The 20,925-nt window shown below is 60.0% G+C and carries 22 protein-coding genes; 7 read left to right on the plus strand and 15 right to left on the minus strand.

Annotation, left to right across the window (positions count from 1 at the left end; genetic code table 11):
* The first annotated feature begins 4 nt into the window (after window positions 1-4).
* Window positions 5-1,099 carry an ABC transporter ATP-binding protein gene (locus MIC97_RS21925; protein WP_239802051.1) on the plus strand — a complete coding sequence of 365 codons (1,095 nt, stop codon included), beginning with the start codon at window positions 5-7 and terminating at the stop codon, window positions 1,097-1,099.
* A gap of 389 nt (window positions 1,100-1,488) precedes the next feature.
* Here the strand turns inward: MIC97_RS21925 and MIC97_RS21930 are convergent, their stop codons facing one another.
* The 9 genes from MIC97_RS21930 to MIC97_RS21965 form a co-directional block, all read right to left on the minus strand.
* Window positions 1,489-2,502 carry an ATP-binding cassette domain-containing protein gene (locus tag MIC97_RS21930; protein WP_239802052.1) on the minus strand — a complete coding sequence of 338 codons (1,014 nt, stop codon included), beginning with the start codon at window positions 2,500-2,502 and terminating at the stop codon, window positions 1,489-1,491.
* 20 nt (window positions 2,503-2,522) lie between these two features.
* Complete coding sequence (locus tag MIC97_RS21935; RefSeq protein WP_239802053.1) at window positions 2,523-3,548, minus strand: alcohol dehydrogenase catalytic domain-containing protein; 1,026 nt, start codon at window positions 3,546-3,548, stop codon at window positions 2,523-2,525.
* A gap of 21 nt (window positions 3,549-3,569) precedes the next feature.
* A complete protein-coding gene (locus MIC97_RS21940; RefSeq protein ID WP_239802054.1) occupies window positions 3,570-4,388 on the minus strand; it encodes a carbohydrate ABC transporter permease in 819 nt (272 codons plus the stop codon).
* Window positions 4,385-5,245 (minus strand): sugar ABC transporter permease, encoded by an 861-nt coding sequence (locus MIC97_RS21945; RefSeq protein WP_239801915.1) that lies wholly within the window; start codon window positions 5,243-5,245, stop codon window positions 4,385-4,387. The genes MIC97_RS21940 and MIC97_RS21945 overlap by 4 nt, the downstream gene beginning before the upstream one ends.
* A 74-nt stretch (window positions 5,246-5,319) precedes the next feature.
* Window positions 5,320-6,012: an extracellular solute-binding protein gene (locus tag MIC97_RS25170; protein WP_275592552.1), complete on the minus strand. Its 693-nt coding sequence runs from the start codon at window positions 6,010-6,012 to the stop codon at window positions 5,320-5,322.
* Between the two features lie 5 nt (window positions 6,013-6,017).
* Entirely contained in the window at window positions 6,018-6,623 is a 606-nt protein-coding gene (locus tag MIC97_RS25175) for an extracellular solute-binding protein (protein ID WP_275592553.1), read from the minus strand.
* Window positions 6,624-6,664: 41 nt separating this feature from the next.
* Window positions 6,665-7,492 (minus strand): sugar phosphate isomerase/epimerase family protein, encoded by an 828-nt coding sequence (locus MIC97_RS21955; RefSeq protein ID WP_239801916.1) that lies wholly within the window; start codon window positions 7,490-7,492, stop codon window positions 6,665-6,667.
* 177 nt (window positions 7,493-7,669) lie between these two features.
* On the minus strand, window positions 7,670-8,665 hold the full coding sequence (locus MIC97_RS21960) for an extracellular solute-binding protein (RefSeq protein WP_239801917.1): 996 nt from the start codon (window positions 8,663-8,665) through the stop codon (window positions 7,670-7,672).
* 8 nt (window positions 8,666-8,673) lie between these two features.
* The gene (locus tag MIC97_RS21965; protein ID WP_239801918.1) at window positions 8,674-9,288 is read right to left on the minus strand and encodes a hypothetical protein; all 615 of its coding nucleotides are present in this window, start codon (window positions 9,286-9,288) and stop codon (window positions 8,674-8,676) included.
* A 194-nt stretch (window positions 9,289-9,482) separates the two neighbouring features.
* On the opposite strand from MIC97_RS21965, the gene brxL reads away from it, so the two are divergent.
* A complete protein-coding gene (gene brxL / locus MIC97_RS21970) occupies window positions 9,483-11,564 on the plus strand; it encodes a BREX system Lon protease-like protein BrxL (protein ID WP_239801919.1) in 2,082 nt (693 codons plus the stop codon).
* A gap of 73 nt (window positions 11,565-11,637) precedes the next feature.
* Here brxL and MIC97_RS21975 read toward each other — a convergent pair whose 3' ends face one another.
* The 3 genes from MIC97_RS21975 to MIC97_RS21985 are packed head-to-tail and all read right to left on the minus strand — an operon-like array spanning window position 11,638 to window position 14,020.
* The gene (locus tag MIC97_RS21975; protein WP_239801920.1) at window positions 11,638-12,213 is read right to left on the minus strand and encodes a poly-gamma-glutamate hydrolase family protein; all 576 of its coding nucleotides are present in this window, start codon (window positions 12,211-12,213) and stop codon (window positions 11,638-11,640) included.
* A 36-nt stretch (window positions 12,214-12,249) separates the two neighbouring features.
* Window positions 12,250-13,176: a nucleotidyl transferase AbiEii/AbiGii toxin family protein gene (locus tag MIC97_RS21980; RefSeq protein ID WP_239801921.1), complete on the minus strand. Its 927-nt coding sequence runs from the start codon at window positions 13,174-13,176 to the stop codon at window positions 12,250-12,252.
* Window positions 13,166-14,020: a type IV toxin-antitoxin system AbiEi family antitoxin domain-containing protein gene (locus MIC97_RS21985; RefSeq protein ID WP_345773571.1), complete on the minus strand. Its 855-nt coding sequence runs from the start codon at window positions 14,018-14,020 to the stop codon at window positions 13,166-13,168. Before MIC97_RS21985 ends, MIC97_RS21980 begins: the two co-directional genes overlap by 11 nt.
* Before the next feature lie 300 nt (window positions 14,021-14,320).
* Between MIC97_RS21985 and MIC97_RS21990 the strand changes: the two genes are divergently transcribed.
* Together MIC97_RS21990 and MIC97_RS21995 are read left to right on the plus strand one after the other, a co-directional pair.
* On the plus strand, window positions 14,321-14,914 hold the full coding sequence (locus MIC97_RS21990) for a DUF6088 family protein (protein ID WP_239801923.1): 594 nt from the start codon (window positions 14,321-14,323) through the stop codon (window positions 14,912-14,914).
* A complete protein-coding gene (locus MIC97_RS21995) occupies window positions 14,907-15,944 on the plus strand; it encodes a nucleotidyl transferase AbiEii/AbiGii toxin family protein (protein ID WP_239801924.1) in 1,038 nt (345 codons plus the stop codon). The genes MIC97_RS21990 and MIC97_RS21995 overlap by 8 nt, the downstream gene beginning before the upstream one ends.
* A gap of 41 nt (window positions 15,945-15,985) precedes the next feature.
* On the opposite strand, the gene MIC97_RS22000 is transcribed toward MIC97_RS21995, so the two are convergent.
* A complete protein-coding gene (locus MIC97_RS22000; protein WP_239801925.1) occupies window positions 15,986-16,540 on the minus strand; it encodes a CPBP family glutamic-type intramembrane protease in 555 nt (184 codons plus the stop codon).
* Between MIC97_RS22000 and MIC97_RS22005 the strand changes: the two genes are divergently transcribed.
* The 3 genes from MIC97_RS22005 (at window position 16,540) to MIC97_RS22015 (ending at window position 19,467) form a co-directional block, all read left to right on the plus strand.
* Window positions 16,540-16,935: a hypothetical protein gene (locus MIC97_RS22005; protein WP_239801926.1), complete on the plus strand. Its 396-nt coding sequence runs from the start codon at window positions 16,540-16,542 to the stop codon at window positions 16,933-16,935. The genes MIC97_RS22000 and MIC97_RS22005 overlap by 1 nt on opposite strands.
* Complete coding sequence (locus MIC97_RS22010) at window positions 16,901-17,878, plus strand: universal stress protein (protein ID WP_239801927.1); 978 nt, start codon at window positions 16,901-16,903, stop codon at window positions 17,876-17,878. Before MIC97_RS22005 ends, MIC97_RS22010 begins: the two co-directional genes overlap by 35 nt.
* A 143-nt stretch (window positions 17,879-18,021) precedes the next feature.
* Window positions 18,022-19,467: a GGDEF domain-containing protein gene (locus MIC97_RS22015; RefSeq protein WP_239801928.1), complete on the plus strand. Its 1,446-nt coding sequence runs from the start codon at window positions 18,022-18,024 to the stop codon at window positions 19,465-19,467.
* 101 nt (window positions 19,468-19,568) lie between these two features.
* Here the strand turns inward: MIC97_RS22015 and MIC97_RS22020 are convergent, their stop codons facing one another.
* The gene (locus MIC97_RS22020) at window positions 19,569-19,946 is read right to left on the minus strand and encodes a DUF5368 family protein (RefSeq protein ID WP_239801929.1); all 378 of its coding nucleotides are present in this window, start codon (window positions 19,944-19,946) and stop codon (window positions 19,569-19,571) included.
* Window positions 19,947-19,958: 12 nt separating this feature from the next.
* The coding region (locus MIC97_RS22025) for an FAD/NAD(P)-binding oxidoreductase (RefSeq protein ID WP_239802055.1) at window positions 19,959-20,925 on the minus strand (967 nt) is incomplete at its 5' end.

The raw sequence follows: 20,925 nt of genomic DNA on the forward strand, positions 1-20,925 counted from the left end.
TCCCATGGCCCGCATCACGCTCGAACGTCTTGGACATGCCTATAATCGCCGCAATGGCACGCCCAACTATGCGCTCCATCCGCTTGACCTGGTGTGGGAGGATGGGGGGACCTATGCTCTGTTGGGGCCGTCCGGCTGCGGCAAGTCAACCATGCTCAACATCGTGTCCGGTCTGCTGACGCCAAGCGAAGGCCGTGTGCTCATCGATGGCCACGACATGACGGGCACGTCGGTGGCACAGCGCAACATCGCCCAGGTGTTTCAGTTCCCGGTCGTCTATCCGTCCAAGACCGTCTACGAAAACCTCGCCTTCCCCTTGCGCTGTCGAAATATGGGCAATCGGGAGGTGGATCGGCGGGTCAATGAAATCGCCGAATTGCTCAATCTCGATACCATTCTGCAGCGGCCCGCCCGGAAACTGACGCCGGACGCCAAGCAGCTGATTTCATTGGGGCGGGGCCTCGTTCGGGATGACGTTGCCGTCATTCTGATGGACGAGCCGCTGACGGTGATCGACCCGCAGCTCAAATTCCATCTCCGCCGCAAGCTCAAGGACATCAGCGCCCGTCATGGCCATACGCTGGTCTATGTCACCCATGACCAGAACGAGGCCATGACCTTGGCCGAGCAGGTCATCGTGATGGACAATGGCCGCATTGCCCAGGTGGGGACGCCGCAGGAATTGTTCGAAAATCCGACCCATTCCCATGTCGGGTATTTCATCGGCTCGCCGTCGATGAATTTCCTTCCTGTGTCGGTCAGGAACGGGAAGCTGAACGTGGCAGGGCAGACGGTGGCCTCGGGCAACGTTGACGGCGGCGATGCCGATAATCTCGTTCTTGGGATACGCCCGGAATTCGTCGATATCGTTCCGATCAATAGCCCGATGTCGCTCCGCGCGAACTTGAGCGAAATTCAGGATTTGGGAACTTATCAGATTGTCACGGCACGGCTTGATGATGGGCCTATCCTTAGAGTGAAAGCGAAGTCATTCAATGGTGTTGTGGGGCAAGAGATGGCCCTGCACCTGGCGCCGGAATGGATGCGAATATTCTCAGATGGCAAAAGAGTAATGCTCAAGTTGAGCAATAGGACCTGATGCTCCACTCTCCATGCATGAGCGCCATCGCATGAACTTCAGTACGAAGGAGCCTTGGACGTCGTTGTCACGTCAGCGGTTTAAACGTCGGCTATGCGCTTTGCAGACGATTAAAGCTGCTTGGCCGCTTACGGCCCCTACCCTGACGTTCGACAATGCAGATGATCGTCAGCAAGGGGGTGGGTTGCAGACAGTCTGGTTTTGGACTTGGTCAAGCGGCAAGCAGACGTCCGGCCTTTGCGGGCCCGTCGACCTTTCCGGCGACTGTGGTGCGGTTCTGACAGCGCCCGAGGCAAGTCCGGGCTAAGCGCGCTCTTCAGTAAGTGGCTATTTCCGTCCACTGCCCTCCAATTCTCCAGACACAGATAGATCTAACTACAGTCCCGAGCTCAAAGCGCCTGATCCATTCTCCTACCTTCGGCGTCAAAGGGGAGAAGGTCCGTATTGCTGGCCCGCAGCACGACCGCGTCGCCATGCGCCAAAGCGGCGGTGCCGGGCGTGCGCACGATCATCGGCTCGCCTGGGCCAATGTCAACATAGACGTAGGATTCGGAACCGAGATGTTCGGTGCGAAGCACCCTGCCAGCCCAGCCTTCTCCACTAGCGCTGATGGTCACGTGCTCCGGACGCACGCCGATCGTTGCAGCGCCGTACCTTGCCGCATGCTCGCCGGCCAGCAGGTTCATCTTCGGTGATCCGATGAAGCCCGCAACGAACAGGGAAGCGGGCCGTTCGTACAAATCCAGCGGCTTGCCGACCTGCTCCACGCGGCCTGCATTAAGTACCACGATCCGATCCGCCAGGGTCATCGCTTCGACCTGATCGTGCGTCACGTAGATCATCGTCGTGTCCGGCAGCGATTGTTTCAGCGCTGCAATTTCCAGCCGGGTCTGCACGCGAAGGGCTGCGTCCAGATTGCTGAGCGGTTCGTCGAACAGGAACACCTTGGGATCCCGCACGATGGCGCGCCCGATGGCTACGCGCTGCCGCTGCCCACCCGAGAGCTGGCGAGGCAGCCGATCGAGCAACTGATCAAGTTGCAGCTTGCGGGCGGCGTCGCGCACCTTGGCTTCGATTTCGACTTTGCCGAGCTTCTGGATTTTGAGGGCATAGGCCATGTTGTCGAAGACGCTCATATGCGGATAGAGCGCATAGGATTGGAACACCATGGCGATGCCGCGCTGTGACGGCGGCACCTTGGTCACATCCACTCCATCGATGCTCAGTCTGCCGCCACTGACTGCCTCAAGCCCGGAAATGCAGCGGAGCAGGGTGGACTTGCCGCAACCTGATGGGCCGACGAAGACCACGAATTCCCCAGAGGGGATTTCCAGGTTCACGTCCTTAAGGATGTCGAAGGCGCCGAAACGCTTGTCGAGATTGCTGATCGTCAGTCTGGCCATGAAAGCAACTCCGGGTCGGTCTATCGGACAAACACGGCCTTTTCGGTTTCGCGTTGATCAAAGAGTCGGAAAGCGGTTTCGGCTTCGTCGAGCCGGAAAGTGTGGGTGGCGAGCCGCTCCAAATCGATCTTGTGCGTCGCGATGGTCGACAGGATGTCTTGATACTCGTTGATGCCGAAATACCAGGAGCCAAACACCGTCAGTTGCTTGCGAATGAGCTGGTCGCTGGGCCGGATGGTTGTCTGAGCATTTTCACCGACAAAGGCCATGCGGCCGAGTGGCGCCAGCGCATCGAGCGCCATATTGTGCGCCGCCGTATTGCCCGAACAATCGATGGCGCCCGTCAGCCCCTCGCCGCCGGAAAACTCCCGGATAGCCTGGGCTGCCTGGGGATCGGTCGGATCGAGCACCAGGTCGGCGCCGAGCTTTTCGGCAAAGTCTCGTCTCTCAGCGATCGGGTCGAGCGCCACTACCTGGCCGCCCAAAGCCTTGGCCGCGAGCACGCCGCTCGACCCCATCGGCCCCAGGCCCCAGATGCCGATGCGGGACAGGCCATTGACACCCACTTTGCGGCAGGCGGAGAACAGGGTTCCGAAGGCATCGGTGGAGATAGCGGCGGCGACAGCCGACATGTGCTCGGGGACCTTGAGCAGGTTGCGCGCCGGCACCTTGAGGAATTCGGCATTGCCGCCATCCATGGTGAAGCCAAGGCATTTCCACTTGGCGCAGAGGTGCATGTCGCCCCGCCGGCAATGCGCGCAGACGCCACAACCGACCGCCAGATAGACCGCGACGCGATCGCCGACGGCAAATTCGGTCACCGCCTCTCCGGTGGCGACCACGGTCCCCGCAGGCTCATGGCCGCAGACGAAGCCGCCTGTGGCGGCCCCGCCGCCGACGACGGCATTGCCGTAATAGAGGCTGAGGTCGCTGCGGCAGATGCAGGAGGCGTGCATCTCCACCAGCACATCGTCGGGACCGACCTCCGGCACGGGGATCGAACGGATTTCCACCTGCTTGTTGCCGGGAAGGAAGACGGCTTGCATCGGGGACACGGACTTCTCCTGTTATTTGACTGCGCCGGCGGTGAGGCCGCGCACAAAGGATCGCTGCATGGCGAGGAACAGCAGGACGAGCGGCGCGAAGGCGATCAGGCCCGCGGCGGCGATGCCGCCATAGTCAACCCCGTAGCGGCCCTGCAGGCTGGCCGCTCCGACCGTCAGCGGCTTGAGGCTTTCGGTCTGGAACACCACCAGCGGCAGCAGGTATTCCTGCCAGGCAAAGAGGAAGGTGATGAGACCCAGCGACATGAGGCCGGGCTTGACCACCGGGACGACGATACTGAGGAACAGCTTCAGGAGCCCTGCCCCGTCCATCACCGCCGCTTCGATCAACTCATCCGGCACGTCCTGCATCACCGTGCGCATCATGAAGACCGAGAAGGGCATCAGCAGCGCGGCCTGCGGCAGGATCACGCCGATGCGGTTGTCGATGAGGCCGATAGCCTGCAGGTTGCCATAGAGCGCCACGATCACCGAGGGTGCGGGGACCACGAGACCGGCGAGGAACAGGGCGAACAGGATTTCCTTGCCGGGAAAGCGCAACTTGGCAAGGGCGAAGCCGGCCAGCGGAGCCGTCAGCAATACCAGGACGGTGACGCTCACCGCCGTGATGACGCTGTTCATGAAGTAGGTGGCAAAGCCCGCCTCGCTCCAGATGCGGCCGAAATTGCCGAAATTGATCGGCCAGCTGAGTGTCAGCGGCCCGGAAAACAGGTCAGCCTCGCTGCGGATGGCAGCCAGAAACACCAGATAGACCGGCACCAGTGCGTACAGCGCGAAGATCAGGAGGATCAGGTTCTGCAACAGGCGGGGGCTCTTGGTCATGGCTTCCTCAGCAGGGTGAAGGCGCCGGCACTGATGGCCAGAACGATGATGAGCAGGACGACCGAGAGGGTGGCGGCGTAGCCGAAGTCGCCGACCAGAAAGAAGGTCTTGTAAATATGGGTGGTCAGCACCTCGGTCGCGTAGCCCGGCCCGCCCTGAGTGGTAACCCAGACCAGGTCGAAGAAGCGCATGGCCTCGATGGCGGCATAGAGTCCGAGAAAGAGGGTGGACCCGCGCAGCAGCGGAACGGTGAGATCGCGGAACTTGCGCCACCAGCTCGCGCCATCAATCGAGGCGGCTTCATAGAGCGCCGGATCAATGGACTGGATCGCGGCGAGATAGATGATGACGCAGAAGCCAAAAAAGGTCCAAGCGCCGACCACATTGAGCGACAGCAGCGCTGTATCTTCCTGCGCCAGCCACGCGCCGCCCAGGCCGCCGAGCCCGACCGCCTCCAGCCCGAAATTGAGCAGGCCGAAGATGGGGTTGTAGATCCAGCCCCAGATGATCCCGGCGACGACCAGGGGAATGGTGCGGGGGATGAAGTAGATGGCCCCCAGCCAGCGCACCACATTGGGGTTACGCTCGGCGAGGATGGCGGCAATGACCAGCCCGGCCAGCAAAGGAAAGGCCAGCGTCATGACCACCCAGATGGCATTGTGCCAGAGCGCGACCCAGAATACGCCGTCACCCAGCAGGCGCTGGTAGTTGGCCAGGCCGATGAAGTCGCCGGCAATGCCGTTGTCCCAGGCGAGGAAGCTGAAGCCGAAGACCTGCAGGATCGGCAGGCCGACAAAGGCCAGGTAGAGCGCGAGCGAGGGCAGGAGAAACAGATAAGCAGATCGGGTGGTCAGCATAGCTCACTCGCGTCTTGGGCCTGAAAAAGAAGGGCGGGCCCGTTGGGGAGCCCGCCCAGGACAGCGGAGTGGGGTCAGGGCACCCAGCGCTCGCCGTTTTCGATGGCCGTCTGCCACGCGGTGTCCATGGCGCCGAGGAATTCGTCGGCGGTGGCGTCGCCGCCGACCAGCCGCTGCAGTTCGGCATAGAGCACCTGGGTGACGCTTTCGGGCAGAGTTGTATGCAGGTCGTAGAAGTTGGTATCGGGCGTCGCCAGGCCCTGGGTGTAGAAGGATTTGACAATGGGCAGGGCGTCCCACTGCTCGAGCTCCTCGGGCGTCGTCCCGATGGGAACCAGGTACCCCTTCTCCACCCAGACTTCGCGGCTGGCTGGCGAGATCAGGCAGTTGATATAGGCGGCGGCTGCGTCCTTCACATCCTGGCTGGCATTGGCGGAGACCTGCCACTGCGAGCCTTCGCCCCACATGGTGCCGGGGGCCACGCCCTCGGCGATCGGGGGCAGCATGAAGACGCCGAGGTCGAAGGACGCGCCGCGCGCCATGTCCTGCAATACCCAGGTGCCCGTTATGGTCATGGCGGCCCGGCCGGAAAGGAACAGCGCATTGGCTTCGTCATAACCGATGCCGTTGAAGCCATTGGGGAAGTAGTCATTCTCCGCCCAGGACTGGAAGGTTTCGGCGGCCAGCTTGAACTGGTCGTTGCTCCAGGGCGTATCGCCGAACAGCACGGATTCCTCGACATCCTTGCCGGCGCTGAGGCCCAGCAACAGGCTCAGCGTATTGGTAGCCGGCCAGCGGTCGCGGTTTCCGAAGGCGATGGGGTGATGCCCTTGGCCTTGAAGGCTTCCACCGCCGCCTGGAACTCGGCATAGGTGGTGGGCACGGCGATGCCGTTTTCCTCGAACAGGGCCGGATTGTAGTAAACCCCCATCAAGTCCTGTTCCATCGGCACCCCATAGATGGCCCCTTGGAAACCGTTGCGGCCGCGATAAAAGCCGTTGATCCCTTCCCAGCCATATTGCGCGTAGTAGTCATCGAGCGGAGCCAGTGCGCCGACCCGGGCATAGCCGGCCAGCACGGACGCGGCCGGCCAGGTATAGGCCAGGTCAGGCGTCTTGTTGGCGGAAACGGCCAGGCGGTAGCTGTCGCGGATGCCGATCGAAGGCGCGATGGTGCGCAAAACGGTGGCGCCATTGAGATCGGGGGCGCAGGTGGTGATCAGCTCATCCATTGCGGGGCCGGCCGCGGTGATGCCGGCCATGGCGAACTGGTCCCACTGCGTGACCACGGTCTGGGCGGCAGCGGGCTGGATGGAAATGCTGGCGGCGATACCGGCAGCAAGCAGCAACGGCAGGTGCCGTTGGGTCGAAAGCGTCATAGTTTCCTCCTTCTATGAACGGAAATGGAGAGGCGGGCCGTTCAGGCCAGCAGTGAGCTGATGTAGTCGTGGGCGCGTCGGGCCAAGTCGTCCGGCTCCACGTTGCGGCGATTGAAGCCGATCTCCATCGTCAGGTAGCCGTCGAACCCCTCGGTCTTGAGGGCGTCGAGCAGGCTGCGGTAGTCGACCACACCGCTGCCAGGCGGCTCGCGGTTGACGTCGGCGAGGTGAATGTGGGTCAGGTCGCTGCCCAGGCGGTGGACATAGTCGGTGGGCACTTCGTTGCGGTAGAGCGTATGGAAGGTGTCGAACATCGCCTTGACGTTGGGACGGTTCACCTCGGCCAGCATGGTGATGAGGTCGTCGCAATCATCGACTAGGTTGCTGTCGGATGAGGTCGGCTCGACCGCCACGGTGATGCCCAAGGGACGCGCGAAGTCGGCGATTTCCATCAGCGCCTCGCGGCTCGAGGCCCAGGCCTGGTCGCGGCTGGTGCCGTAAACCTGCCAGCCGGCGACGTAGAGCAATGTCTTGCCGCCCCATTCGGCGCAGAGTTCGGCCACCTGCTTATACTGGTCGATAGCGCCAGCCCGCTCCAATGGATTGGCAGAAGCGACGTTGAAGCCAGGTCCGCCGCCCGGGGCGGGCAGCATGCTGGCGAGCTTGAGGCCATTGTCGTCCAGCACCTGCCGTATTTCGCGGCGGCGCTCCTTGGTCAGATATTCCGGATAGGCATGCGGACTGGCCGCGCCGATCTCGATGCCGTCATAGCCGATGCGGGCGATGCGCTTGATGACCTCTTCGAGCGGATAGGCCGGCACCCATACCGGAAAGCTCGAATAGACCCAGGTATTGAATGCCAGTTTCAACGTTTCCTCCTCTTTCAGGCAAAGCGGTGCCGACTTGGAACCAGCCGATTCCAAGGGGCGGCGTCGTTGTTCTGCGCGCCGAAAGTGCTTGTGCTGTTCCCACTGGCTTAGGGTACAGCGCCGGCCAGCAACACCCGCAAAGATGTCCAGAATGGATAAATTCCCGCTGAACCGCCGCTAGTATGGACCAAGTGCACGCATGACGGTTTCGGCGCGGCTCTGCGCTGTTGCCAGAGCGACAACGCGGGTCTTGTGGCCGCTGAGCATGTCGTGGATTTCCTCCCCCGCAATGCCGATCAGAGCAGAGATGCCAGGAACCGGCGGGCGTGGCCACGCCCGAAGCACACCCTGACGCGCTATGGCATCGACGATGCCGATCACCGGCGAAAGGGCCTGCACTTCGGGATCCCGGTTGACGCTGAAGCGTGGGCTGGCAAGGCTGCCATTGGTCATGAACAGTTTGGCGGCCCCAGCCGATGTCAGAGCCGTTAGTGCCGCCCAGGCCGGGGCGACTCTTTCTTCGGCAATGTTTCCGGGAATGGCCAGGGCATAGCCGCCCAGCGGGGATATCGGCCTGCCGCGCGGTCCCGTGGGCTGAGGCAGATACCCGGTCTTGCCATAGGCCGGAGAGGCGGGATCGCGCTCGAAAAGATTGACGAGCAGGGTATGGGCATAGGCAAGCGCCGCATGCCCATTGGCATAGGCACGGGCCCGATCGTACCAGGTCATTGTGAGGATGTCGGGCGGCGACACAGACAGCAGTTCAATAAGATAGTCGGCCGCGGCATGGGCCGCTTCGCTGTCGAACATCGGGCGCAGATGCTCCTCCGCCATATCCTCGGGCAGAAAGCCGTCCGCGGTACGGGCGAGGTTGACGATTGGCTGCCCGTGCGCGGCCATGACGACCATGAAGGTGTGGCCCAGTGCGGTGCCCCGGCCACCATTCCAGGCGATGCCGAAACGACCCTGTTCGGGCGTGTGCAAAGCCCGGGCGACGGCCAGCGTCTCAGCCGTGGTGCGCGGCGGGGCCAGGCCGGCATCCTTGAGCAGGTCCGTCCGATAGGCGAGCAGCTCCGCTGTGCTCAGCAGCGGAATGCCGTACTGACGGTCGCGACGACGGGTGCTGGCTGTCGGATTGTACTTAATTGCGAGAATGCGCCCGTTCAGGAGCATTGCTGCATTTAATTATGAGACAATCTGACTACATTCGTCTCATAATTGCTGCATAAAAGAGACTCTTGTCGGCGGCTGATCATCTCGCCAACGAAGGTGCCAAATCGTACTCGGTTTGCCCCCATGGTCTGAGACTGAAGGGTCTCCAGCATCTCAAACCCGATCTGCGTCACACTCCCTACCGCCGCAAGCAGGAAATGCCGCAAGCCAATGGGAAGGATCGGTTTGCCTGCCGAGGGCAGGGGGATATTGTTGTTGGCAACCGTATCGTCGAAGTCAGGAAAGATAGCACCAAGAACCCGCAGGCGCGGTAGATCATCCGGGTCGACATTTAGAGGCCTGGGAACGCGTCTCATAAGCAGCAGTCGTGCGAGTTCGCCGGGTGATGCCCAACCGACATTCTCGCCGTTTGCCTCGGCCTGGAACAGCCGCTCTCCATGTTGGATGAGATGCTGACGGTTCGACGGAGGAATGGGTGTCTGGTCGTTGTTATCAGCTAGCATCTGATCGCAAAGCGGGCAGTGGAGGCGCCATCCCTCCAATTGGTAGCGACGAATGACGGTGCCCATGCCCTGCTCGTTCGCACATTCCTGGCAGCGATTGACTGGTTGAACGGCGATCATTCTGTGCGCTATTTGCGAGCGTGAGCTATCGCGGAGCTTCCTGCTGTCCAAGGCGGCAGACGCCTATAACAATCAGACAGTCTTCCTGAAGCTGCGTACGCGCATCGGCAAGACCAGCCATTTCGAAGATCACGCATCGCAGCCGCTGCTGCTGAAACGCGGGATCAGCACAGATTTCGATTTCTGAGGTGCCGATGTCGACCCTTGATGACAAGATCAACGAGCATTTTGCCGGTTTCGTGGTTCGCAAGGACTTGGTGAAGGCCGTGAAGGGGAACGCCATTGTTCCCACCTATGTGCTCGAATACCTGCTCGGCCAATATTGCGCGACCGACGACGAAGCCTCGATTGCGACAGGCATTGAGACGGTCAAGGACATCCTGCGCAAGCACTACGTCCATCGTTCCGAAGCGGGGCTGGTTCAGTCGACGATCAAGGAGCGCGGCCGCTACAAGGTCATCGATCAGGTCAGCGTGGCGCTGAACGAAAAGACCGATGCCTATGAGGCGATCTTCGAAAACCTAGGGATCAAGCGCGTCGCGATCGACAGCGCCACGGTCAAGGCGCACCCGAAACTGCTGGTAACGGGTATCTGGTGCATCGCCGATGTGCAGTACGAATTTTCGGAAGACAGCCGGATTTCCCCCTGGATCATCGACACGCTGAAGCCGATCCAGATCGCCCGTGTCGACTATGATGGCTATCGCGAAACGCGGGACAAATTCACCACCGAGGAATGGATCGATCTGCTGATGCAGAGCATCGGCTTTGATCCGTCCCTGTTCGGGCGCAGGTCAAAGCTTTTGCAGTTGCTGCGCCTGGTCCCCTTCGTCGAGCGCAACTACAACCTCATCGAGCTTGGTCCCAAGGGTACGGGCAAATCGCATATCTATTCCGAGTTCTCACCCCATGGTCAGCTGATCTCCGGCGGTGAAGTTACGGTTCCCAAGCTCTTCGTAAACAACTCCAATGGGCGGATTGGACTGGTCGGCTATTGGGACGTCGTGGCCTTTGACGAATTTGCCGGCCGTGAGAAGACGGCCAACAAGGCGCTTGTCGACATCATGAAGAACTACATGGCGAACAAGCAGTTTTCGCGCGGTGTAAATCCAATGGGTGCCGAGGCCAGCTTCGCCTTCGTCGGCAACACCGACCATAATGTTCCATGGATGCTGAAGAATACCGACCTGTTCGAGGCTCTGCCACCACAGTTCCACGACAGCGCCTTTATCGATCGGCTGCACGCATATCTGCCCGGCTGGGAGGTCGATATCATCCGGGGCGAGATGTTCACATCTGGCTATGGGTTCATCGTCGACTATCTGGCCGAAATCCTACGCCATCTGCGCGCCGAGGACTTCTCGCATCGGCCGGATCGGTTCTTCACCGTGCCCGTTCAGACCCACATCCGGGATCGCGCCGCGATCAACAAAACCATGTCAGGTCTGCTGAAGCTGATCTTCCCGAATGGAGGCGAGACAGAAGCCGAAGTTGAAGAGCTGCTGCGGTTTGCGATTGAATGCCGTAAGCGGGTGAAGGACCAGCTCCTGCGGATCGACAGCACCTTCGAGGACGCGGACTTCCATTACGTCGCCTCGGATGGCGCAAAGCGCCCTGTCACCACGCTGGAGGAAGAGGAGTTTCCCCAGTTCTACCATCGCCGATCGACTGGCGATGGAGATGACAGTGGGGGGCAATCTGCGACCATGTCGGATCCCACGCATCAGTCTTCAGCGCCGGCCACGTCTGAAGCACCTGCTGTTGCCGTTGTCCCTGCGTTTGCTCCGAAGCCTGGACATGTCGTTTTCACGGAAAACCGCAAGGGCATCAGTTTCGACAAGATCTTTGGTCCGTGGACGGATGGTGCGACCAGGATCATCGTCACCGACCCCTATATCCGGAAGTATCATCAGGCGCGCAACGTGATGGAACTGATCGAGATGCTGATTCGGCGTAAACAGCCCGAGGATCAGGTCGCAGTGCATCTCGTCACCGCCCCTGATGATGGGAACATTCAGGAGCAGCGGGAATGCCTGGACGGGATCGCAGAGGCCTGCACAGGCACAGGTGTTGATTTTACATGGGCGTTCGACGGGACCGGAACGCTCCATGCACGCGACATCACCACAGACACCGGATGGAAGATGGTGCTGGATCGGGGATTGGATATCTTCCAGCCGACCCCCCGGAAGATGAACGGTTTTTCACTGGGGGAGCGAATGCAAGAGCATCGGATGGTCAAGGGCTTTTATGTAACTTATGTCGAGGCGCAATAGCGCAACGTGTTGGTTGCGCCGCGGGATGGCTCCGCTCAATGCGCGCTATTTAAGGCCAGAGCGCAATAGAGGTTTACGTCGACGGCAATCCGCTTCGAACTGCCTCGCAGAAGGTCTCGCGCAAACTTGTGTCTCTAGCTAGTTTCCGCCGCAGTGATCGCGGAAGTTCGAGTTGGACTCCCTTTCGAGAAAGGGTTCGATTGCAGATGTTCGTCAGCTCTGTTCCCGGAAGCCTCTGATTGAAATCAGCATCAAAACCAGCTTCGCGCAGCGAACTGCCGATTGCATCGTGTAGTTCGGCATCACGCCCGCCCAGCCAAACCGACTCGTCCCCATTGTCCTTTCGCCCGTGGATCGCGACCGCGTAGTGACATCGTCCGACAATATCAATGGCCGTTGGTTCGTCGAAGCGGTGGGAGGTTATATGGAGATCGGTATGCGGCCGATTTTCTAGACCCTCGAAGGCATAGAAAGAAAAGTCGAGTCCGGCGACAGCCTCGGCGATTTCCGAGGTGTTCGGTTCGATCCATCCGCCATGTGGCGCAAAGACCACCAGTGGAGCGCCACGATCTTCCACACATATGCGATAGTCGATCCCGAGCCTCTCATTGGCAGCAAGTTCTGCGAAGCACTTGTATCTATCAGCCATATGATCCGTTTTAGTTACGCAGATCCCCGAGAAATCCTAGCGCATGTCCGCGACGATGTTCTCGATCTCACGCCGTTGCTCGGCGTGTTTCGCGGGGTTTTGGTCTTTCAACTTCTGTAGATTTAGAAGCTTCCAGCGCACTGCCGGCAGTTCCGCTGCCTGTGGTAGCCCGATGGCTCCGAAATCAGGTTCGCCGTCGTGGAGCGAAAGCAGGAAGCTCATCGCCCTGTCGTCGAGTTTTGCCAGAATATCCGCTGTCATCCGGCTACTCGCTGCTTTCAGATCATCGAGGCTGACGGGCTCGACCGTCATCCCTTCGAACTCATTTACGAAGGCCTCGTCGAGTTCCGCGAGCGAAGGCCTGACCAGTTCGTGCGGGGGCCGCCCAGAACTCACGACATAAATCAGGAAGGTCCGAAACAGCGCGTCGGTCAGCCCCTCGTTCTCATAGAGCAGCTTGACGTCAAACAGGTCACGTGGATGCTGCCGGTCAACCGCCGCATGCAACTTGCCGCCAAACAGGTCTTCGAAGGAGACAACCTGCATTTCCGCGAAGCCGAACGTCTCCTCGACGCTTTCATTCACCCGGCGCCGTTCCGGCGGATGAACAGTGCCCCTCGCGACCGGGGATGTTTCGACCTTGATTTCGGTGTTTCCCTGTCGGACGAGCAGGCGGGTATCATTGTTCCCACCACCGGCTATCCTCTGGACGTTCACACCGCGCATATTGCGTATTAAGTCCTCGCGGATGTGCTCCAATGTCGTGTCGATGTTTTTCAGCGTCGTCTCACGGTCCTCTATCGGCAGATATGTCAGATCGATATCGACCGAGAGCCGCGGCATGTCGCGGTAGAAGAGGTTTATCGCGGTTCCGCCATTCAGGGCGAAGGCCTCGTGACGGGCAACGAAAGGAAGGGTTCGCACCAGGAGGTCGACCTGGCGCATGTATTGTTCACGGGCCATTCGGGATGTCCTTCGGCATCAAGTCGGCAGGGACTGTGATGCGGTAGATGGGGTGAAGCCGCCCGCCCGGCGTCAGCGCCCGGTCGCCCTTGCCGAAATCGATGGACGACATGTCTATGTGCTGGCGCCAGGCATGATTGTGCTTGTCGGCAAACACGAAGAAGAGCCGCTTGGTTTTGACGCTTTGGCATAGGGTGAGCAGCGTCGTCAGCAATCTCGGGCGCAGATTGGCGAGGCTCTCGAAGGCTACGTCGATCTTATGGAAGCTTTCCTCTTTGGGGACCTCGTCGAGCATTTCGAGGATCGCGCGCTCGGGTGAGGACATCGGCATTGGCCATCGCCATGGGCTTTGTGCCAGTTCGGGATCCGCGTCGTCGGAAAGGTCAAAGTCGGCGTTTTCAACGCCGGTTGATCCGTCGCCGAACAGTACATTGCTTCTGGTCTTCACATCGGCGTCCGTTCTCAGCTTCGACAGCCACTTTGGGATATCTGATCCGTAAAGATAGAGAGGGAATGCGCCGCCGAGCGACAGGTAATGGGTATGCCCCCGTAAGGAGAGCGCGGTGGCCCCACCGACATGGAATTTATGCTGCATGAGCCAGGCCGCAGAGAGCAGGGGGATTTTCCAGCTGCCGACAGCTTCTGGATTGGCGTCCGAGGAAAATGGTCGGCGGTAGACGCCCGTCATGACGGGCTCAAGCCAGCCCTGTTTGACATAGCCTGAAACGGACTGCCGAGAGATCGCATGGCGGTTCGTCCACCCCGAATCCACCAGGAAACCAGGGGGGACTTGCCGCAGAAGCGTCTTTAACTTTGTCTCTGTCTGTCCGCTCATATTTGACATTATGGCATTTAATTAAAGTCAATGCGAATCGAGCTTTGCGGAGTGCGAGATTTGTCCATTGATGCTTGACTAAATGCGTCAAACTCAAAGTCAGGGCCGGGTAGCCTTGCCGAGCGCTATCAGTTACCCAGCCAGTATCTGGGACGGGTGGGCGATACATACGTCACGTGGGCATCCTTTAGTCGCAGTAGCGGGTGTCTAGCCAGCAGGAACTCAGACCCCCACTTGCATGTCAGAAAAAGTTACCCTATTTTCTGACACATGAAAAAGCTTGCAACAATTTCGGTTCCCGATCGGATCATGCAGCGCGCCCGTGCCGCCGGGCGCGGCGGCGTCTTCACGCCAAGTGATTTCCTCGATCTGGCGAGCCGCGCTGCGGTTGACCAGGCTCTTTCCCGCCTCACCAGGAACGGAAAGCTGCGCCGTCTGGCCCGTGGCCTCTACGACTATCCGAAGGCCCACCCGAAGCTTGGCCTACTGTCCCCGGCTCCCGACGACGTCGCACGCGCCCTGGCCCGCGAGACTGGTTCGCAGGCGCAAATCGCGGGGGCGCATGCCGCGAATGCGCTTGGTCTTTCGACACAGGTTCCCGCAAAAAGCCTTTATCTCACGAACGGACCCTCTCGTCGGATCGTGCTGGGCAAGCGCGTCGTCGATCTGCGTCACGCCTCGCCCAAGCATTTGATCGCGCCAGGCAGTCCCGCAGGAACCGTCGTTCAGGCCCTTCGTCATGTGGGGCCGGTCCGTGCCGGCGACGTGGCCCGGGTTGCCGCCAATCGGCTGTCGGCAAAGGACAAGAAGGTTCTCGCCTCCAGTGCGAGCCAGGCTCCCGCATGGATGCGTCCCACTCTCGTCTCGATCGGCAACGCTGCTTCGGAGTTGGCCGATGGATAAGGTCGCGATCCTCCCTGCCGACGATCGTGCCGCGCTCTTTGGCGAAACCGGTGCCGGCCGCGGTGTCGCCAACTCGATCATCGAGAAGGATTTCTGGGTATGTTGGACGCTGAAACGCTTGTTCAATCTTCACGAGGATGCCGCCGCCAGCCTGGTCTTTAAGGGTGGTACGTCGCTCTCCAAGGCCTTCGGCATCATCCGGAGGTTCTCGGAAGACATCGACCTGTCCTTCGATCGCACCGATCTCGGCTATACCGGCGACCGTGATCCTGAGAAGGAAGGCATCAGCCACAAGAAGGCGGGTCAGCTCATTGATGCCCTCCTCGCGGAGGTCGAAAAGCACATCGCCGAGAATCTCTTTCCTGCTCTCCGAGCTGCAATCGCTGAGCAACTCGGGGAGCCTTCAGCAGGAGGCTGGTCACTAGCGATCGATGTCGCGGACCCACAGACACTTAACTTCCATTACCCGGTCTCGCTTCCGTCGGTCGACTATCAGGGGATGGCCTATATCACGCCCCGCGTGAAGCTCGAGCTCGGCGCGCGTGGGGACCCATGGCCTGCCGAGAGCAAGGTCATTCGTCCGTACGCGGCAGAGGACTTCCCGGACTTCTTCGAAGATTTGGATGCGACCGTCACAGTGCTGTCGGCGCGCCGTACCTTCTGGGAAAAGGCAACGGCTTTGCACGCGGAGGCCCATCGCCCGGCCGACTCGCCGACGCCGCAATATTTCTCACGCCACTACTATGATCTTGCCATGCTGCTTGCTTCCGACGAAGGCATTGCCGCCGCTGCAGATCTTGAACTTCTTGCCACGGTGGCAAAGCACAAGGCCACTTTCTTTCGCTCAAGCTGGGCGAATTACGGCAAGGCCCAGCCAGGCACATTGCAACTTGTTCCAGGAGATCCCCGCGTCAAGGATCTCAGAGCTGACTATCGCGCAATGGCGCCGATGATGTTCGATGATACGCCGCCATCATTCGATGATATACTATCCAGGATCGCAGCATTCCAGGACGCCATCAACTTATAGGCCCGATAGTCGGCCGTGCGCATCCCGGCGGTCATGCCCTGCTACAGGAGCGGTAGAAGAACCGACGCGCCATCCATCAGCCAATGGGCGACCGCGAGCGGCAGCAGTCGCCGAAGGCGTAGATAGACGAAGATCATGAACAGCGAGTTCGGGATCGACGACACTGAGCGATGCAGCATGAATTCCGCATCCAATGTCAGCGGCATGAAGGCGTGCTGAACCGACCAGAAGAATGCTACCGTGACGATAGCGACTGTCGTTTTCCCCGAGAGTACCTTCAGCCGCGGCAGCAGGTATCCGTTATAGGTCATTTGTTCGGTGAAGCCCCAGATCAGCGGCCATACCAGCAGGGCATAGAGAGTGGCGGCCAGCGGGAGCGGCTCGCTGAACTGTGGGCCGCTCATGGTGCCATAGATCAGCCAACTGCTGAGGGCGACGCCGCCAAAGATGAAGATGAGGCACGCGGGGATCAGCGCAAGACCGAGAATCAAGTCTCGCGCGATCCGGTGCCGATCAAAGCCGATCAGATCGATGAGCGAAATGCCTTCCCGCCGGACGAACCACAAGAGGAGTCCGAGACACCCCAGGTCGATCAATGTTCCGTAAACCGGAAACCATATTTCCGCATCCTGCCACGGCGCGGCCGATCCTCGATAAGGCCTATGCATCCGAGATCGCCGACATCCATGCGCTGTTTGAGAAGCGTGCGGGAGACAATCGCGCGACGACCGACATGGCGGACGCGGCGCGGGCGGCGACCTTCGGCGGCATCGATACCTTGCTGATCGACATTGACACCACCGTTCCCGGCTTCGTCGATGACGAGAACGGCGCGGTCACCTTCGTCGAGAAGGATGACGCGAAGGCCTATGGCGTCGTCGATGAGATCGCGGCGCGGGCGCTGGCAAGCGGCGCCCGCGTCCTGGGCGTACGGCGCGAGGATATTCCAGGAAAGGGTGAGCTGGCAGCAGTTCTACGCTATCCAGTCTAGCAACAGCGGGAGGAGCCCACGCCGCCTGGCTCCTCCCCGACATGTCAGGAGAGCCCGCGTGACGATCAAGACAATCATTGCAGCGATCGCCCTCGAAAATGGTGAGCAGCAGGTGGCGCGCCGCGCGATCCGGCTTGCAGTAGACCACGGGGCCAAACTCGTGCTGGCTCACGCGATCGAGAGCCTTCCGGAATCCGACCCCGATCTTCCATCCCCGGCCAATGAGGAAGCAATCGCCAAGGTGCTGTCGGCCGAGGCTATCGCTTCACTGAAGCAGATGGGCGACAGCGCGGAGGTTCAGACAGAAATCGAGGTGGAATGCGGCAAGGCCGACCAGGTTATCGAGCGCCTGATACGCGACCATGCTGCTGATCTGCTGGTCATCGGGCCGGGAAAGCCTCAAAACCTGCGCGAAAAACTGTTCGGCTCTACCGCCGATCGGGTCGTGCGCGCCGGCTTATGTCCGATCGTGATCGTCAAGCGCGCGACCGACGCGCCTTATCGTCGTGTGATTGCAGCGATTGATTTCTCGCCGATGTCGTTTGCGGCGGCCCAGAGCGCCGCGCAAATAGCGCCATCGGCGACACTTGAAATGATACACGCTCTCGAAATTCCGCTCACTTTCGAGCAAGCCATGCTGAAAGTGGGAACCTCTCAAGCCGAGATCGACCAATATCGCCAAGCCAAAGCACAGGCTGCCTACAAGGAATTGCGCTCCGTGCGTGCCGATCTCGCTGTGGCGGGGAAAATCCGGGTCGTTTGCGGCGATCCCGCCACAGCGCTGGTTCGGCTGGCGAGGTCCGGAAAAACGGACCTCGTCGCACTCGGCATTCAAGGAAAAAACGCGGTATCTAAAATGGTCCTGGGCAGCGTTGCGCGCCGTGTTCTGGGCGGCGCATCCTGCGACGTACTTCTGACGAAGGAACGGCCCATTTCGACCTGATCCGCGTCCCACGACGGATGCGAAATTTTAACTAAAGTCGCAGGTACTTGGCTCTTTGTGAAGTTGGGTCGACCTGTATCAACTTTGATGGTGAGCCATTAACCAGAACGCGTTATCCGGGCGGGATGACAAAGAGCGTTACTGTGTTTCACAATCTGAAAGAGTTATATTCGCGGTTCGACTGGGTCGTAGGCGCAGCGCTATATTTTGCGAGCGCCGTTGTGATGATCCATGTCACAACCGATGGACGGGAGATCGCGGCGGTCTGGGCTGCAAATGCTGTTCTGGTGGGACTTCTTGCCTCGCAGGAGCGCCCCAAATGGGTTCCGGTAATAGCATCCGCTCTGGTTGCGAATACGATTGCAAATCTGCTGACGCGTGGTGACATTGCAGCCCCGATGTTTTTTGGGCTCGCGAACATGGCCGAGATCGTGATTGCGGTTTGGCTGCTTCGTGCTTCCATCGGCCCTGCGAGCGTCCTCAGTTCGCTCAATATTTTCATCAGATTTACCCTGATCGGATTCTTCGCCTCGACGATCAGCGGGTTTTTGGGAGCGGTTAGCGCTTGGTCCCTGTTGGGAGAGCCATTTCTGGCGTCCTGGATGGCGTGGACCCTGAGCGATGCGCTCGGACTTCTGGTCTTCGCGCCATTTTTCCTAGCCCTGTTCAAAGGAGATTATATCAAGTGCATTCAGGAAAAATCGCCGCTTCAGCGATTTGAGACCGCAACATTGCTGGGACTAACGCTTGCGGTCGCCTGGATACTCTTTTTTGTCGTTAGGAGCGCCCCGATTTTCATCCTGCTTGTGCCGACAATGCTTGTGACACTGCGGATTGGACAATTGGGTACAAAGGCGGCGGTCATGCTGATTGCGGCCGTCGGCCTCTCGTCGACCTTTCTGAAGACAGGACTCATCTATCGAGCGAGTGATTATAATGAACAGATTCTGATCCTTCAGATATTCCTGTTCGTCCTCCTCTTCAGCAGCCTACCTGTGGCGGCCGATCTCACGGCGCGCGGACGGGCGGTTGCCGCGCTCGGCCGCCGCGAGCAGGAGTTAAAGCAGATCGCGACAACCGATGCCCTCACCGGGCTGATGAACCGTTCAGCGTTCATCGACATCGCCGAGGAGGCGCTTTCCAGACCGGAGAACCAACAGGTTTGCCTTATCACGATCGACGTGGATCACTTCAAGCGCATCAATGATACGTTTGGCCATCATGCAGGGGATGAGGCTTTGCGGCATCTGGCGTCGGTCGCGAGCTCACATTTGCGCAGCATGGATGCACTGAGCCGCTTTGGCGGCGATGAATTCATGCTGCTCTTGCCTCACGCAAGTATCGTCGACGCAGAACGCATTTGCACGCGTCTCAGAAATAGCTTGCGGCGTACACCGCTTCGTCTCGAAGATGGCACAACGCTGATGATTTCGGTGAGCTGCGGGATTGCTGCTGCCGATAGTTTTGAGACATTTTCGGATTTGTCCAAACGAGCGGATGCGGCGCTTTATGACGCAAAATATGCGGGCCGGGGCACACATCGAACCGCACCCGAAGATCGTGCTCAGCGCCGGGTTCGCGTCGGCTAAGCCTCCGGTTTTTCGGTCCGTCCCGCCGGGTTGGCTTGCAGGCGCCGAGACAGCGCGTCGCGCTGTCTCCTCCTCCTCTGGTGCGGCATCTATCGGAGGAATCACGCGGACTTCAGGATCGAACGATGCTTGGCGGCGCATCTATTGGCCGCCAGGAAAAAAACCAGAGCACCAACCATGCTGCCCGGAACCAGCGCAAAGAGAACTGCGAAAAGATAATCGACGGGAGCCGCTAACGCACCCGCGCTCGTCGACGTCCAGACGGGAACGAGAAAGATAAAAATTGCCGTGGCTACGCCTCCGGCAATCAATGCGGCAGTCGCCGGGCGCTTGGCGGGCCTGCCGGCGGTCCGGAGCCTCATGATACCTGCGATGATGCCAATACCGAGAACCACAGCCAGCCCGGCCAGAGCCCACAACCACATACCCATGCTTTCGGCCAGGATGAAATAGATCGTCGTCAAATCGAAATCGCTCATGGTCTGTTCTCCCTATGCACGCCCGCGCAGCATGGCACGATAGGCCCCAAGCAGGCCCTTTTCCTCGATCAGCCAGGACACCCACAATTCCTTCAGCGGATCGATGAACGGGAAGGAGGGGATGAGATTGCCGTCATAGTCGAACTCGATCAGCATCGCCTTGCCGATCCCGGTCACCATCGGGCAGGAGGTGTAGCCATTGTAGACCGCCTGCGGGGCACGCCCTGCCGTTTCGGCGACGAGATTGTCGACGACCACGGGCACCTGCCACTTGACGCTAGCCGCCGTCTTGCCGCGCGGCACACCGGCAATGTCGCCGACCGCGAAGACGTTCGGATACCGCGGATGACGCAACGTCGCCCTGTCGGCTTCGATCCAGCCATCGGCGGCGAGTGCGCCGTCCTGCCAGGGTAGGGGACTTGCCAGAACCGCATCGGGCGCTCGCATGGGCGGCACGACATGGATGAAATCGTAATCGAGCGTGATGTCACCGCTATCGGTGGCGTAGGTCGCCTGCTTCGCGCCCGGATCGATCGCCTTCAGCACATGGCTGTAGTTGACGGCGATATCACGGCCGGCGAACATGTCCGTAACCTTGTCATTGACCGCCGCAACGGAAAAGACGGCGGGGTTATGTGCGTTGTAGATCAGTTCGACCGCGCCCCGGCGGGTTTTGCTGCGGGCCTTGTCATCGGTGATAAAGGTAATTTTCAGCGGAGCGCCGGCGCATTTCATCTCGCCGGCAGGGCGCCCGAAAAGGCCGACGCCGCCAGTGTCGATGAAGCGGTCAATCGCCGCTGCCGAGGCTCTGGCCTGCTCCGGCCCGGCATAGATCGAGGCAATGCCGTTTTCGCCGATCAGCGAAACATCCATGCCTTCGATGGCTTCGTAGTTGAGCTTGAGCCCGGTCGCGACCATCAGGAAATCGTAGTCGATCCGCTGGCCGGTGGTGGTCACCACGGCATTGGCTTCAGGATCG

The organism is Aquamicrobium sp. NLF2-7, assembly GCF_022359935.1.
GTDB classification, from domain to species: domain Bacteria; phylum Pseudomonadota; class Alphaproteobacteria; order Rhizobiales; family Rhizobiaceae; genus Mesorhizobium; species Mesorhizobium lusatiense.